Raw genomic sequence first — 13,994 nt, forward strand, 5'->3', positions numbered from 1 at the left:
AGCTTAAAGCTGCTTTTCTTATTTTAATACCTTTACCGTAATATTCCTAAACCATACATCATTTCCATGATCCTGGAGACCAATAAGCCCTGACTTAGTATCGCCACCAACATTGCTCAACAATTCAAAAGCCAAAGGCCACTTTTCTTCACTGAATTTACTCTTTTGCAATAAATCAATCCATGATTTATCCCACAATGTATATTCTACGACTTTTACACCATTCTGAAAATGCTCTACTTTTCCATTGTTAACTCTGATCTTCACCTTATTCCACTCGCCAAAAGGTTTACCATTCTGCGGCTTGGCCGGGATCATATCGTAGAGTGATGTCGATTTTCGGTTTCCGTCCACACCCATTTTAGCATCAGGATGATTTTCATTATCTAAAACCTGACATTCTGGAGACGATATATAAATCGGCTGGCCCTCCACCTCCTTGGCTAAAAAGAAAATTCCCGAATTTGCCCCTTTAGCAACTTTCCATTCCATTTCTAATTCGAAGTTTTTGAAATCATGAGCAAATACCAAATCTCCTCCTTCTTCCTTTCCAAGATTAGCTTGGCTATCAAATTTGATTGCACCTTCATTAATCACCCATCGTTTAGGGACGACAGTCTTATCATAGCCTCTCCAGCCGTCCATAGAAGTACCATCAAAAATAACATAAGCTCCAGCCTTATTCTTTTTAAATTTTTTGATATCTACACGTGGTAAATCTAAGATTTTGTATGCAGGAACCTCTTTTTTTGTTTGCCCTATGGCCGTATTAAGGTGTGCTGAAAAAGCAATCACCGATACCGCAAGAACTGTTTTTAATACCTTCATTCTTTTTAGTTTAAGTTTTTTTTAAAATTAAATTTAAGCATTTGGGATTATAAAGATCAATATTTTTTAATATTCCTCTCCTTCTCCTACTTCGTTTGTATTTGACACCCTCTTCTTTGATTTGTTTAAATCTTGGCTACCAAACCGGTAGGAAAGCGACAAAGTAAACATTCTTTTCATCCAACGGTGTTCAAAATTAGAACTCAATTGTGGTGTCTCAGTAAAGCCCTGCATTTTCCGAGTATTAAATACATCTCTAACATTGAACATAATAGATGCCTTCTTATTTAGCACATCTTTTTTCAATGCAATATCAACACCTTTCATAGCGTTCATTTTCCCTTGTGCCATCACCCGCGAAGAGTTATATTCACCACGAACTTGCGCTGAAAACGTTGGCGTAAAACGATAATTAGCCGTTAAGTTGGTATTGTATGCAAAACCATTGGATGCTTTAACATTATAAGCCTCATTCGCCTTAAAATTGATATTGATCAGATTAAGATTGAATGTAAAATCAAAATCTTTAGTTGCATTGACTTTAGAAATAAATTCAAATCCGGAGAGATTTCTACTTGTCAAGTTCTCCCAACGGCTGTAGGTCACACTGCTCAAGGTGTCCACAAAATAAACATAAGGCTGCATCACCTCATTGGTATGATTGAAGTACGCAGAAGAAATCAAATTCACCTTACCGAAGGTTTTGGCAAAACTCAACTCAAAGCCGTGAACATCTTCAGGCTTCAAGTTGGGATTCCCCTGCCGTCTGTTCATGTCATCTGAAACATTCAAGAATGGATTGACTTGCCAACCTCTCGCTCGCTGAACTCTTCTAGAATAGCTGAACTGGATTTTATCACCTTCATCACCAACATTGTATGTTAAAAATAAGGTTGGATAGAGACGAAAGAAATCTTGACTGGCCTTAGTTTCCTTGTCGATAACAGTCGGGTCTTTTGAAAAATAAGTAGAATTTAAGTTAAATTGCTCAGCACGCAAACCTACTTGATAACCTATTTTATCCGATAGTTTCCCTTGGTAGTTGGCATAGAGGGCATGCAAAGTAGACGTAAAATCAAAATCATTGCTGATGCCATAGTCTGGCAGATAGTTACCATTAGCTACCGACAACGTATCCGAGAATTGAGTATCGAATGACTTTCTGATTTGCGAACGGTAACCTGCCTCAAATTTACTATCTTCTGAAAAAGGGAGCACATAATCCGCTTGTATATTGATATTTTTACCGTCTTCCGAACTGACATTATTTCGGCCTGTGCTAGATGTCCCAGAGCTAAACTCCTGTAAAAAAACATTTGTGCCATCTTCCTTATCGCGTCCATAGCTTGCATTAGCGGTCAGCTCTTCACCGGATCGCTTAAATTGATGTCTAAAATCCATTGTAAATTCATAGCCTAAATCATCCTCGAGTTGGCGAGATGTTCTAGTGCTCGTGCCAGATAAGGTTGGGTGATTAAAATAACGGTACCATAGGTCCTCACCACGGTTATTATCCCTGATGCTCACATTACCAGAAAGGCTCAAGGAAGTCTTATCGGAAAGACTATAGTCCACTCCAGCTTTTATCGTATGACTATTACCCTTTCTTGATGATTCCGAATTATTGGATATCTCACTATTGTTATTTTTAAAGATATTATCAACGGCACCGCTTCCAACCATATGGCGTTTGTTGAAATTATAAGATCCAAAATAATTAAACTTTTTATCCCTATAATTCAAGGTGAGTCCTGCCATGTAGTTATCATAGGACCCGGCAGAGGTATTGATAGATCCATTTAATCCGGTTCTGATATTCTTCTTTAAAACGATATTGATGATCCCAGTCTGTCCCTCGGCATCGTATTTGGAAGAGGGATTGGTAATGACCTCAACTTTATCGATTGAATTAGCAGGTAGGCTTTGAAGCAACGATGTCACATCGCTTCCGGCTAAAGCGGACTCACGTCCATCTATTAAAATTTTTACGCTACTTGATCCGCGCAAACTGACCGATCCGTCCTGATCAACCTGTAGGGTTGGAACATTAGCTAATACATCTGTTGCAGTTCCGCCAGCACTGACCAAGCTCTCGCCTACATTGAACGTTTTACGGTCTATACCAATTTGCATGGCTGGAACCCTTCCTTCAACCACCACTTCATTCAAGATATTACCTATGGGCTTCAATGCAATGCGGCCTAGATCTTTACTCTTTCCTCCTAAGATCTCTACAGCATCAATAGATTTTGTTTCATAGCCGACATAGGAAAAACGTATATTGTATTTACCGGGTTTAATATCAGATAACAAGAGAAATCCTTGGTCTACAGACTGTCCGCCTTTGACAAAGGTATTATTTTTCGTATCCATGAGTGCGGCACTTGCAGATAATATAGGCTTAGCGGTTGCGCTATCGACTAAAATAGCTTTGATTTGACCTGTTTGAGCAAAAAGAACAACAGGTAAAAAGAATACAAATAAAAAAGATTTAAACGATTTAGCGTTAAACAACATGAGAGCTTCAGCTTAGTTTATAGTTATGATCTACAAAGAAAACTAAAACTTATAGACAAAACCGAAGCGTAACCATATTATTACGGTAACAAAAGAATGGCAAGTTATTCTACAGAGACAGTTAAACCTTCTGCTTTCAAAATTTTGCGATAGATTTCCATCTCCGTATAACTCCCTTCCAGTACAGCACATTTTCCTTCAGTATGTACTTTCCAGGCAATCTTCTCGGCTTGCTTTTCGGTATATTGCAAATGATAAATTAAACAGTGAATCACATGTTCAAACGTATTGGTTTCATCATTCCATAAAATGAGTCGATTAGACTCTTTGACCGAGGCTAAAATCTCTTCTAACGTAAAGGTTTCTTCAGCAGTTTGGGTACCCATGCTGCAAAAATAGAATATTTTTTTTTAAATTAACGATATTATAAAAGGGAAGAATACAATCAATTAGCAGAATTTATTATGTTACAGTCAAAAATTGCAGGAATTGGCTATTACGTTCCAAAAAACGTCTATACCAATGACGATCTCACACGCTTTATGGATACCAGTGACGAATGGATTCAAGAACGAACAGGAATTAAAGAACGTAGATATGCCGACCGAATAGGCGAGACCACCACAACAATGGGAGTCGAAGCGGCTAAAATTGCCATCGAACGAGCCCATATTACATCTGAAGATGTCGACTTCATCATCTTTGCCACTTTATCACCAGATTATTATTTTCCGGGCTGCGCCGTTCTACTGCAACGGGAAATGAAGATGAAGGAGGTCGGGGCACTGGATATTAGAAACCAATGTTCTGGTTTTATATATGCCCTTTCTATTGCCGATCAATTTGTCAAAACAGGGATGTACAAAAATGTATTAGTGGTTGGTTCGGAGAAACATTCTTTTGCACTTGACTTTTCTACGAGAGGACGAGCCGTTTCAGTGATTTTCGGCGATGGTGCTGGAGCAGTAGTTGTGCAGCCTACAACCGAAAATGGCAAGGGAATCCTGAGCACGCACTTACATTCAGATGGAGCCGAAGCCGAAAAGCTAGCGATGTATTACCCCGGAGCTTCCAGTGGAATTTGGCTAGATAAAATGCCCAAATGGCCGGATCAGGAATTGGGCGGATTATTGATGACCAAAGAGATGCTCGAAGATGGAACTGCTTTTCCAAATATGGATGGCCAGGCCGTCTTCAAAAAAGCTGTTGTCAAATTTCCTGAGGTCATTCACGAAGCGCTGGCAAAAAATAATTTAAAAACCAGTGATATCGATTTATTGATTCCGCATCAGGCCAATCTTCGCATTTCGCAATTTGTACAGAAAACTCTCGGATTAAGGGAAGATCAGGTATTCAACAACATTCAGAAATATGGGAATACCACTGCAGCCTCTGTACCGATAGCACTATGCGAGGCTTGGGAAGAAGGAAAGATTAAAGAAGGTGATCTCGTATGCTTGGCAGCTTTTGGAGCAGGGTTTACCTGGGGCTCGGCCTTGATTCGATGGTAATTTAGTTGATTAAAAAAAGGTGCTGATCATATGATATGATCAGCACCTTTTTCTATGTGTTTCCGAATAAAAAAATTATCCGTTTGATAATGCTGCTGCACCAGATACGATCTCCGTCAATTCTGTTGTAATTGCTGCCTGACGTGCCTGGTTGTAAGATAGCTTCAATGATTTTAATAAATCACCTGCATTTTCTGTCGCTTTATCCATCGCTGTCATACGTGCTCCATGCTCAGAAGCATTCGAGTCTAAAACAGCTTTGTATAATTGAATCTTGATTGCTTTAGGAATCAACTCCTCGATAATCTTCTCTTTGGAAGGCTCGATGATATAATCCACCTCAGCTTCTATTTTTGCTTTATGCGTATGTTGTTTGTTTTCTTCTACAGGTAATAATGGTAAAATCTGCTCTGCAGTCAACTCTTGAACTGCTGCATTTTTGAACTGATTATAAACCACTTCAACACGATCAAAATTACCTTCTTTGAATTGTTCCATGATAAATTCAGTCACCACGGATACAGAACCAAAATTTAAATCAGAAAACAAATCAGAGTGATTAGCTACCACATTAAAGTTACGCTTCGAAAAGAAATCATAACCCTTTTTACCAATACCAATGATACTCAAATTTCCTTTCGCATGTTGCTCGGCATATTTGTTGGCGATCAAGTTATTCGTTGCTTTGATAACATTTGCGTTGAATGCTCCGGCCAATCCTCTGTTAGAAGAAACAACAACGATCAACACCTTATTTGGCTCGCGATCCACTGTAAAAGGAGAATTACTTCCCTCAACACTCGCAGAAACATCCGCCAAAATATCTCTTAGTTTATTCGCATATGGTCGCAATTGTAAGATAGCGTTAGTAGCGCGTTTCAATTTAGCAGCCGAAACCATTTTCATAGCTTTCGTGATCTGCTGTGTTGATGATACTGAGGTAATCCGGTTTCTTACTTCTTTTAAATTTGCCATATTTGTTTTAAGTATTAAGTACCTAGTATTGAGTATCGAGCCTTATCGATAGACTCAATACCAAATACTCATTACTATTAATATTTTGATGCTAAATCCTTAGCTACTGTTTCTAATACTGCAGTTAATTCATCGGAGAACTTATTCGCTTTAAAAGCTGACAATACTTCTGGATGACGTTGCTCCAATTGAGTCAAGAATTCTTCTTCAAATTCTCTCACTTTATTTACAGGAACGTTACGCAACAAACCTTTAGTTCCGATATAAATGATCGCAACTTGCTTCTCAACAGAAACCGGAGAGTATTGACCTTGTTTCAAGATCTCAACGTTACGAACACCTTTATCCAAGACAGATTTAGTAGCAGCATCTAGATCAGAACCAAATTTAGCAAAAGCTTCCAATTCACGGTACTGCGCTTGATCCAACTTTAGTGTACCAGATACCTTTTTCATCGGTTTGATCTGCGCATTACCACCTACACGAGAAACAGAGATACCTACGTTGATCGCTGGACGGATACCTGCGTTAAACAAGTTAGACTCCAAGAAGATCTGACCATCTGTAATTGAAATTACGTTGGTTGGGATATAAGCAGAAACGTCACCCGCTTGAGTTTCGATGATCGGAAGCGCAGTCAACGAGCCACCACCTTTCACCAAATGTTTGATTGATTCTGGTAAATCGTTCATGTTGCGTGCGATATCATCCGAAGAGTTGATTTTCGCTGCACGCTCCAATAAACGGCTGTGTAGATAAAATACGTCACCTGGGTATGCTTCGCGGCCCGGTGGACGACGTAACAACAACGAAACCTCACGGTAAGCTACCGCTTGTTTAGACAAATCATCATAAACGATCAATGCCGGACGGCCTGTATCACGGAAGAATTCGCCGATAGCAGCACCTGCCATAGGCGCATAGAACTGAAGTGGAGCAGGATCAGCAGCAGATGCAGCAACAACTACTGTATAAGCCATAGCACCTCTCTCTTCCAATGTACGCACGATATTCGCAACGGTAGAGTTCTTTTGACCTACGGCAACGTAGATACAAAATACAGGTTCTCCTGCATCGTAGAATTCTTTTTGGTTCAAGATTGTATCAATACAAACAGCGGTTTTACCTGTTTGACGGTCACCAATAACCAACTCACGTTGACCACGACCAACTGGGATCATCGCATCGATCGCTTTGATACCTGTTTGTAATGGCTCAGTTACCGGCTGACGGTAGATAACACCTGGAGCTTTACGCTCGATAGGCATTTCATACAAATCACCTTGAATAGGTCCTTTACCATCGATTGGTTGACCTAAAGTATTTACAACACGTCCCAACAAGCCTTCACCAACTTTGATGGATGCAATACGGTTGGTACGCTTAATAGTATCTCCTTCTTTGATTTCATCAGAAGGACCTAAAAGTACAACACCAACGTTGTCTTCTTCTAAGTTTAATACAATACCTTGTAATCCGTTATCAAATTCAACCAACTCACCGGACTGAACTTTAGTTAAGCCGTAAATACGAGCAATACCGTCACCCACAGCAAGTACGGTACCCACTTCCTCTAGTTCGGCTTCTGATTTAAAGCCCGACAATTGCTCTCTTAGAATTGCCGAAACTTCATCTGGTCTTACCTCTATCATTTTAATTATTATAAGGGGTTTTTTGATTTATTTTACTTCAAATCTCAGAAAAAACTAATTATTCTGATTCAAATATCTTTCCAATTTATTCAACTTACCAGCAATACTTGCGTCAATCTGGCGATCGCCAATATTGACTACAAAACCACCGATCAAATTATGATCAACTTTATTGACCAATATTACTTGAGCATTGGTTTCTTTTGCAAGTACATCTTTCATCGCCGCCAAATTAGCTTCAGAAAGTGGCGCTGCAGATGTAACTGTAGCATTCACAATTCCTTTCACCTCATTAAACTCACGAATAAATTCTTGAGCCGTGGCATATACTATCTCACCACGACCTTTATTGATCATGATCTTAAAGAACGCCAAGATATTTGGATTGATCTTATCTTTAAATAGCGCATCCAATACGTTTTTCTTTTTATCCAAAGGGACAATAGGATTGGCCAAAACAGCTTGCAGTTCGGTACTGGATTTCAAAACCGCAATGAATGAATCCATATCGGTCTTGATTGTTTCCAGTGAGCCTTGCTCGCCTGCCAAGTCAATTAATGACTTCGCATATCTCGATGCTACTTTAAATACTGACATAATTCTATTTCGTAATTTGAGTGACCGGATTAGTTCAATTTAACGTCATTAAGCAAGTCTGCTACTAAAGCTTCTTGCTTTCCTTGGTCCTCAAATTCTTTGTTTAACACTTTACGAGCAATATCCAAAGACAGAGATGAAACCTGTGACTTAACCTCAGCCAAAGCTTTGTTCTTTTGTTCATTGATCTCCTCTTTCGCTTGAGCAATCATTTTTGCACCTTCAGCCTGTGCCTGAGTTTTTGCCTCAGCTACGATCTTATCTTTAAGCTCTTTAGCCTCTTTAAGGATAATGTCGCGCTCTGCGCGTGCTTCTTTCAGTAATTGTTCGTTTTCATTTGTTAAACGAGCCATTTCCAATTTAGCTTTTTCAGCTGCCTCCAAAGCGCTTGCAATACCTTTTTCACGTTCGTCTAGGGCATCAACAATTGGTTTCCAAGCGTATTTACCTAATAAAAAGATAATAACTACAAGGACGATGACCATCCAAAAAAACAAACCGTACGAAAACGAATGTATTAATTTATCCATTGTTATACTATATAATGATAATTTTTATTTTTTAAGATTCAGGAATAATATAACCTGCAACCAACCGTTGCAGGTTATATCATAAAACCGTTGTGACTATTTACCTAATAATAAAGCACCGAATGCTAAACCTTCAAGTAAGGCACCAATGATAATCATTGCAGTTTGGATTTTAGATGCTGCTTCTGGTTGACGAGCGATAGCTTCCATTGCAGAACCACCAATTTTACCTAAACCTAAACCTGCACCGATAACGATTAAACCGGCTCCAATTAAATTGTACATAATGTATGATTTGAATAATTAAAAAATTTGCTAATTAATGATCGTGATGTTCTTCAACAGCCATACCGATAAATAAGGATGACAACATCGTAAAAATAAATGCTTGTAAAAAGGCAACCAATAACTCAATAACCATCAAGAAGATTGTTAAGAACATGGAAACACCGATACTACCCACTACTGTCAATTGGTGTTGCAATAAATAAACAATCGCAATCAATCCCATCACAACCGTGTGACCAGCTGTAATATTTGCAAACAAACGAACCATCAAAGAGAATGGCTTTGTAAACAAACCCAATACTTCAATTGGCGCCAAAACGAATTTAAACGGAACAGGAACACCCGGCATCCAGAAAATGTGTTTCCAATAGTTTGCGTTTGCTTTGATATTTACAATTAAAAAAGTAAAAAGAGCCAAACATAATGTTACTGTAATGTTACCTGTCACATTAAATCCTAGTGGTGTCAAACCAACTAAGTTCAAAATCCAGATCAAGAAAAATACAGACAATAAATAGGGCATAAATTCTTTATAACGATGACCGATGTTTGGAATTGCCATCTCATCACGCACATAGATAACCAAAGGTTCTAATACACGTCCTACACCTTTGGGTAAGTTGTTAGCACCCTTTTTATAGGTTTTAGCCAAGCTTATAAATGCCCAAAACATTAAAAATGCAGCTAGAAATAAACCTACAACACTCTTTGTGATCGAGAAATCCAAAGGCATCGCTACTGTAGGATGAAAATCGACAGCATCGTGAATTTCATGAGAACCGACAACATAAGAAGTTTCAAATTCCTTTTTCACTTCCTTCCCATTCTCGTTTACAGTCATAACATAACTACCGTCGGCATTTTTGCGGTACTCATGACCACCTAAATTACCAGTAGCATCGGTCTTATAAATTTTGCCATGGTATAATGCATAGTATTGACCATCAACTTCAGCAACCTTATTACCGTGATCAAATGCAGAAGCCATAAAAACTTTCAAGCCATTGTCAATCAAAATAACTGGCAATGAAAAGCCAAAGTGTTTACCTGTCTCTTCATCGGAAAAGAAGCTAAAATAATAATCATCTTGTAAGTGATGCTCAATATGGCTATTGATTTCCTCAGCCTGCGATTTTTCTCCGTGTGCATGCTCATCGGCCTTTGTTAAAAATGGCGCAACTGCAAACAGAATAACTGCTAAAAATTGAAGTGTTCTTTTAAGACTCACGATACTACTATTATGTTATTTAAAATTTTTGCGAAAATACTACATATAAAGCATAAAAGCTACTTTAATATTACATTTTTTTGAAAAAACTATCGTTTTCTCCATTAGGATTTGTTTAAAGCCTTATAAGCAAATACCACATCGTAAAAAAGGAATAAAACGACAACGATCAAATAGTTATATTTTAAAATATCGGCCTGTGGTTTTGCTAGGCCGCTATGGATATACAGATAATTTAGGACGAATTTTAACGTCAATAATCCTAAGAAAATAAAACCGACATATTGTGGAAATTGCTGCGAAAAGTAAGTCACTCCTGCCATAATAATAATCGATAAAATCAATTGAAAAACATATATTTCATACAATGGAAAATGTAGATCATCTAGATTTTGTATTCCATCAAAAGATTTTAACAAAAAGAAATGAAGGGCAAATACCAATACCGCAACAAAAAATAAAATAAGTGCCTGCTTTAAATATACTATCATCTATCGTTTAATCGATTCACTTGTCTAATGACCTGGTAGAGAGAAATCCCAATCCCAGCAAGGGTACAGATTTTCATCCATAATTGGTTATCACTATGAAACTTGCCATCCAACCAATCTCCTAATAAATAAAATACGTAAATGGTAAAAACCATCTGAGTCGAAATAGTTGTCAACACAAGCCACTTGTTAGGATCTTTCTTGTCTTCCATAAGAAATCGTCAGGTTATCAATGGACGCTCAACAAACTACATCACAATATTTGTTACAAATATACATCATAAATCCTTATTGCCTACAATCCCAAAACTTTTTGTCCAATTTTAATATCTGGATAGTCTATATCTGTCCCCAAAAGCATTTTAAGTTCAGAAGATGATTTATCTGGGTTTGTCCGGATCACATCTAGTATACGATCCAACTTCTCCTGCTCGATCAACTCTGTAGCCTCCACTTCTGTCCCTACAAAGGTAATCAAATGTCCGTAAATCGTGCCTGCAACCATCCCGCGCTTACCTGCTATTTCAGCAATGCTCATTCCATCCTTAAACATTTCTAGAGAAATCTCTTTCGTATCTAATTTTTTAGGTCCTTCTTCATCTGCAGTTTGCGCAGCCAAATCATCTTTCTCTTTAGTCTTCACACGAGCAGCTACATCCGACATCGCCGTTTGAAAATCTTCTCGTTTGGATAGTGTAGCAGCAATAAGAAGACAATGCTGCAACTGTTCGCGTTTTCGCTTGTAATCAAGCAATAGCACTTTCAACTCGTCAATATATTTCTTGGTACGTTTCCGTATCTGATATTCTTCAATATGTTTGTTCAGCGCATCAATCAGATCGGTATCCATTTTTGGCAAAAACCAATTGACTGCCGCGGTAGAACGCTCACAGATAACATCGTAATCAATTGCATTTTTATCACGTAACAAATCATATAACACAACAATAAACTTGTGGGCAACTTTCTCTTGCATCTGCAGGTGCTTGACCAGTTGCTGAAAAAACAATACCGCTTGTTCCTTACCATCAATGTTACGTTCTTCGAGCGACTTCAATAAATCAGACGTCTCCACCAATAAGCCATCCCACCGAAATCCGTGCATCAAAATCTGACCAAGGTAATTCCGTTGGCACTGCTCCAGAATCGAATTGATATCAGGCTGAGCCTGCGCGCGCTGTGCAAATTCAACAACCTGATAATCGGTACGGATGGCATAAGAAGGAATGATAGACTTTAATACAAGTCCATCCAAACTCGTTAAACGGCTCAATGCAACATAAACCTGACCTGCTGCAAAAGAGGTACCCGCATCAATGATTGCTTTTTCAAATGTTAATCCCTGACTTTTATGGATAGTGATCGCCCAGGCGAGCCGAAGCGGAAATTGTGAGAATGTACCTAAAATCTCCTCCTTAATCTGATCCTGTCCCTTATCATAATTATAACGGATATTCTCCCAGGTCTCCCTTTTTACCGTTACAGATTCAGAGCCATCAGGAAATGTAACCGTTACTGTGCCCTGCACCGTATCGATATCCTTTACCGTACCAATCTTTCCATTGTAATATTTACGCTCATCTCCCGAATCGTTTCGAATAAACATCACCTGTGCCCCTATCTTTAAGGATAACGTTTCTTCAGCGGGGTAGGAACCCTGCGCAAAATCATCTTTGACAACAGCCTTAAGATTTAACATTTTCCCCGATAATGAGGCCAACTTCGCTCCGTTTATTTCATCCGCATTTCGATTATGGGAGGTCAATGTAATATACTGCTCCTCTTCATTTGGGACAAAGTCCTGTTGATAATAACCATTTAAGGTCGCTAGCATTTCACTTGTACACTGGTTGTTTCGTATGGCATTCAAAATGGAAATAAAACCCTCGTCTTGCTGACGATAGATTTTATTAAGCTCTAACATTACCAACGGATTATCTCTCAATATCTTGGCATTGAAGAAGAAAACAGAAGAGTAATGATCTTTTAATACATTCCACTCGGCATCTTTCACGACAGGTGGCAACTGGTACAAGTCTCCGATAAACAACACCTGCAATCCTCCAAAAGGCCGCATATCGCGACGAACAGATTGAAGGATAACATTAATCGCATCCAATGTATCTGCGCGAACCATCGACACCTCGTCAATCACCAACAGTTCAAGTTCCTGCAAAATCGCCCGGCGTTGCTTCGTCAGTTTAATCGTGCTGAAGAGACGGGATTTATTGTAAATATGACTATCCTGCTCGTCCCACCGCAACTCATAATCTTCTATAAAAGTTCCAAAAGGAAGCCAAAATAAAGAGTGCAAAGTCGTTCCGCCTGCGTTCATCGCAGCAACGCCAGTAGGTGCGGTAATCGCCATCTTCTTGTAACTATGCTCCTTGATATACTTCAAGAACGTCGTTTTTCCAGTACCTGCCTTCCCTGTGATAAATACGTTTTGATTCGTTTGGTTAACGAAAGCAACAGCCTGCATAAATGCAGTATTTTCCCGATCGACTTGAAAGTTTGACATATCCTGAAATTAGATTGATCACAAAATTAGCAATTTCATTTTTAACTTTACCTGGCACATAGCTATTGAGCACGACCAAAGAAATAACTATAGTTGGTATGTAAATATTGCTAAAACGGTTAACTTAAATTATTAATAGATTTTTTTTATATTTAGCTGCTAAATTAACGAATAACAAATTTTTAGAATTGTAATATGGCTATAGATAAAATTGCATTGTTTGAAAATGTACAGGAAATGCTGACTTCCAAAGGTTTTCGTATCGATAAATCAGATGCAGCGCGTCCTTGGGGCGGATTTTTCGTCATTGACGAAACGCAGGCACAGGAATTTGCCGATGAATATTTCGGCGGAATGGATGTGCAAGAATTAAGAATATCCGGAAAATTAAGTCCTAAAATTCTAATTGTTGCGCCGGATAAAAGACTATCTTGGCAATACCACCACCGCCGGGCTGAAATCTGGCGTGTTATTCAAGGTAACGTAGGGGTTATGGTTTCTGACACAGATGAAGAATCTGTCGTATCTACATTGAAAGAAGGCGAAACAATCCGATTGCGCCAAGGACAACGCCACCGTTTAATTGGATTGGACGGCTTCGGTATTTTAGCAGAAATTTGGCAACATACAGATGCCAACAACCCTTCTGACGAAGACGATATCGTTCGCGTACAGGACGATTTTGGCAGGTAATAGTCCCACAGGACCGTTACCGCCAAAACAAAGATTCCCAATCAACAATTGGGAATCTTTGTTTTTACCCCAAACATAATGCCCTAGCAGCTGATTCACTCCCTTACAGATGCATTTCGTCGCTTCTTTGCAAGCTCTCATACCCCGGTGGCCATTTCAGCTA

Annotated in this window: 14 protein-coding genes; 2 read left to right on the forward strand and 12 right to left on the reverse strand. The window is 38.8% G+C overall.

Features of this window, described 5'->3' with window-relative positions; all coding sequences use genetic code 11:
• Window positions 1-18: 18 nt before the first annotated feature.
• The 3 genes from B2107_RS16260 to B2107_RS16270 all read right to left on the reverse strand — a co-directional run bounded on the left by B2107_RS16260 (window position 19) and on the right by B2107_RS16270 (window position 3,731).
• On the reverse strand, window positions 19-828 hold the full coding sequence (locus B2107_RS16260) for a 3-keto-disaccharide hydrolase (protein WP_293956697.1): 810 nt from the start codon (window positions 826-828) through the stop codon (window positions 19-21).
• A 66-nt stretch (window positions 829-894) separates the two neighbouring features.
• Window positions 895-3,345, reverse strand: coding sequence for a TonB-dependent receptor domain-containing protein (locus B2107_RS16265; RefSeq protein WP_293956698.1), 2,451 nt, complete (start codon window positions 3,343-3,345; stop codon window positions 895-897).
• A gap of 104 nt (window positions 3,346-3,449) precedes the next feature.
• The gene (locus B2107_RS16270) at window positions 3,450-3,731 is read right to left on the reverse strand and encodes an ATP-dependent Clp protease adaptor ClpS (RefSeq protein WP_209581393.1); all 282 of its coding nucleotides are present in this window, start codon (window positions 3,729-3,731) and stop codon (window positions 3,450-3,452) included.
• 78 nt (window positions 3,732-3,809) lie between these two features.
• On the opposite strand from B2107_RS16270, the gene B2107_RS16275 reads away from it, so the two are divergent.
• Entirely contained in the window at window positions 3,810-4,856 is a 1,047-nt protein-coding gene (locus B2107_RS16275) for a 3-oxoacyl-ACP synthase III family protein (RefSeq protein ID WP_293956699.1), read from the forward strand.
• Window positions 4,857-4,931: 75 nt separating this feature from the next.
• Here the strand turns inward: B2107_RS16275 and atpG are convergent, their stop codons facing one another.
• The 9 genes from atpG to B2107_RS16315 all read right to left on the reverse strand — a co-directional run bounded on the left by atpG (window position 4,932) and on the right by B2107_RS16315 (window position 13,138).
• Window positions 4,932-5,831, reverse strand: coding sequence for an ATP synthase F1 subunit gamma (atpG, locus tag B2107_RS16280; RefSeq protein WP_293956700.1), 900 nt, complete (start codon window positions 5,829-5,831; stop codon window positions 4,932-4,934).
• Between the two features lie 77 nt (window positions 5,832-5,908).
• A complete protein-coding gene (gene atpA / locus B2107_RS16285) occupies window positions 5,909-7,483 on the reverse strand; it encodes a F0F1 ATP synthase subunit alpha (RefSeq protein WP_075994168.1) in 1,575 nt (524 codons plus the stop codon).
• A gap of 54 nt (window positions 7,484-7,537) precedes the next feature.
• Entirely contained in the window at window positions 7,538-8,080 is a 543-nt protein-coding gene (atpH, locus tag B2107_RS16290; protein WP_293956702.1) for an ATP synthase F1 subunit delta, read from the reverse strand.
• Between the two features lie 29 nt (window positions 8,081-8,109).
• Window positions 8,110-8,610, reverse strand: coding sequence for a F0F1 ATP synthase subunit B (locus B2107_RS16295; protein ID WP_293956703.1), 501 nt, complete (start codon window positions 8,608-8,610; stop codon window positions 8,110-8,112).
• Window positions 8,611-8,706: 96 nt separating this feature from the next.
• Window positions 8,707-8,895, reverse strand: a complete 189-nt coding sequence (gene atpE, locus B2107_RS16300; RefSeq protein WP_021188666.1) for an ATP synthase F0 subunit C — start codon at window positions 8,893-8,895, stop codon at window positions 8,707-8,709.
• A gap of 34 nt (window positions 8,896-8,929) precedes the next feature.
• Window positions 8,930-10,126, reverse strand: coding sequence for a F0F1 ATP synthase subunit A (atpB, locus tag B2107_RS16305; protein WP_293956704.1), 1,197 nt, complete (start codon window positions 10,124-10,126; stop codon window positions 8,930-8,932).
• A gap of 104 nt (window positions 10,127-10,230) precedes the next feature.
• The gene (locus tag B2107_RS16310; RefSeq protein ID WP_293956705.1) at window positions 10,231-10,617 is read right to left on the reverse strand and encodes a hypothetical protein; all 387 of its coding nucleotides are present in this window, start codon (window positions 10,615-10,617) and stop codon (window positions 10,231-10,233) included.
• The gene (locus tag B2107_RS21960) at window positions 10,614-10,829 is read right to left on the reverse strand and encodes an AtpZ/AtpI family protein (protein ID WP_209581368.1); all 216 of its coding nucleotides are present in this window, start codon (window positions 10,827-10,829) and stop codon (window positions 10,614-10,616) included. The genes B2107_RS16310 and B2107_RS21960 overlap by 4 nt, the downstream gene beginning before the upstream one ends.
• An 83-nt stretch (window positions 10,830-10,912) precedes the next feature.
• The gene (locus B2107_RS16315) at window positions 10,913-13,138 is read right to left on the reverse strand and encodes a helix-turn-helix domain-containing protein (protein ID WP_293956707.1); all 2,226 of its coding nucleotides are present in this window, start codon (window positions 13,136-13,138) and stop codon (window positions 10,913-10,915) included.
• A 195-nt stretch (window positions 13,139-13,333) separates the two neighbouring features.
• On the opposite strand from B2107_RS16315, the gene B2107_RS16320 reads away from it, so the two are divergent.
• Complete coding sequence (locus B2107_RS16320) at window positions 13,334-13,831, forward strand: phosphoheptose isomerase (RefSeq protein WP_293956709.1); 498 nt, start codon at window positions 13,334-13,336, stop codon at window positions 13,829-13,831.
• Window positions 13,832-13,994: the final 163 nt, after the last annotated feature.

The organism is Sphingobacterium sp. UBA7855 (assembly GCA_002500745.1).
Taxonomy (GTDB): domain Bacteria; phylum Bacteroidota; class Bacteroidia; order Sphingobacteriales; family Sphingobacteriaceae; genus Sphingobacterium.

What these genes read in the sequence shown, in the direction of transcription:
- B2107_RS16275 (WP_293956699.1), top strand. Translation starts at nt 3,810, where the DNA reads ATGTTACAGTCAAAAATTGCAGGAATTGGCTATTACGTTCCAAAAAAC.
- atpG (WP_293956700.1), bottom strand. Translation starts at nt 5,831, where the DNA reads ATGGCAAATTTAAAAGAAGTAAGAAACCGGATTACCTCAGTATCATCA.
- B2107_RS16265 (WP_293956698.1), bottom strand. Translation starts at nt 3,345, where the DNA reads ATGTTGTTTAACGCTAAATCGTTTAAATCTTTTTTATTTGTATTCTTT.
- atpE (WP_021188666.1), bottom strand. Translation starts at nt 8,895, where the DNA reads ATGTACAATTTAATTGGAGCCGGTTTAATCGTTATCGGTGCAGGTTTA.
- B2107_RS16260 (WP_293956697.1), bottom strand. Translation starts at nt 828, where the DNA reads ATGAAGGTATTAAAAACAGTTCTTGCGGTATCGGTGATTGCTTTTTCA.
- atpA (WP_075994168.1), bottom strand. Translation starts at nt 7,483, where the DNA reads ATGATAGAGGTAAGACCAGATGAAGTTTCGGCAATTCTAAGAGAGCAA.
- B2107_RS21960 (WP_209581368.1), bottom strand. Translation starts at nt 10,829, where the DNA reads ATGGAAGACAAGAAAGATCCTAACAAGTGGCTTGTGTTGACAACTATT.
- B2107_RS16320 (WP_293956709.1), top strand. Translation starts at nt 13,334, where the DNA reads ATGGCTATAGATAAAATTGCATTGTTTGAAAATGTACAGGAAATGCTG.
- B2107_RS16270 (WP_209581393.1), bottom strand. Translation starts at nt 3,731, where the DNA reads ATGGGTACCCAAACTGCTGAAGAAACCTTTACGTTAGAAGAGATTTTA.
- B2107_RS16295 (WP_293956703.1), bottom strand. Translation starts at nt 8,610, where the DNA reads ATGGATAAATTAATACATTCGTTTTCGTACGGTTTGTTTTTTTGGATG.
- atpH (WP_293956702.1), bottom strand. Translation starts at nt 8,080, where the DNA reads ATGTCAGTATTTAAAGTAGCATCGAGATATGCGAAGTCATTAATTGAC.
- B2107_RS16310 (WP_293956705.1), bottom strand. Translation starts at nt 10,617, where the DNA reads ATGATAGTATATTTAAAGCAGGCACTTATTTTATTTTTTGTTGCGGTA.
- B2107_RS16315 (WP_293956707.1), bottom strand. Translation starts at nt 13,138, where the DNA reads ATGTCAAACTTTCAAGTCGATCGGGAAAATACTGCATTTATGCAGGCT.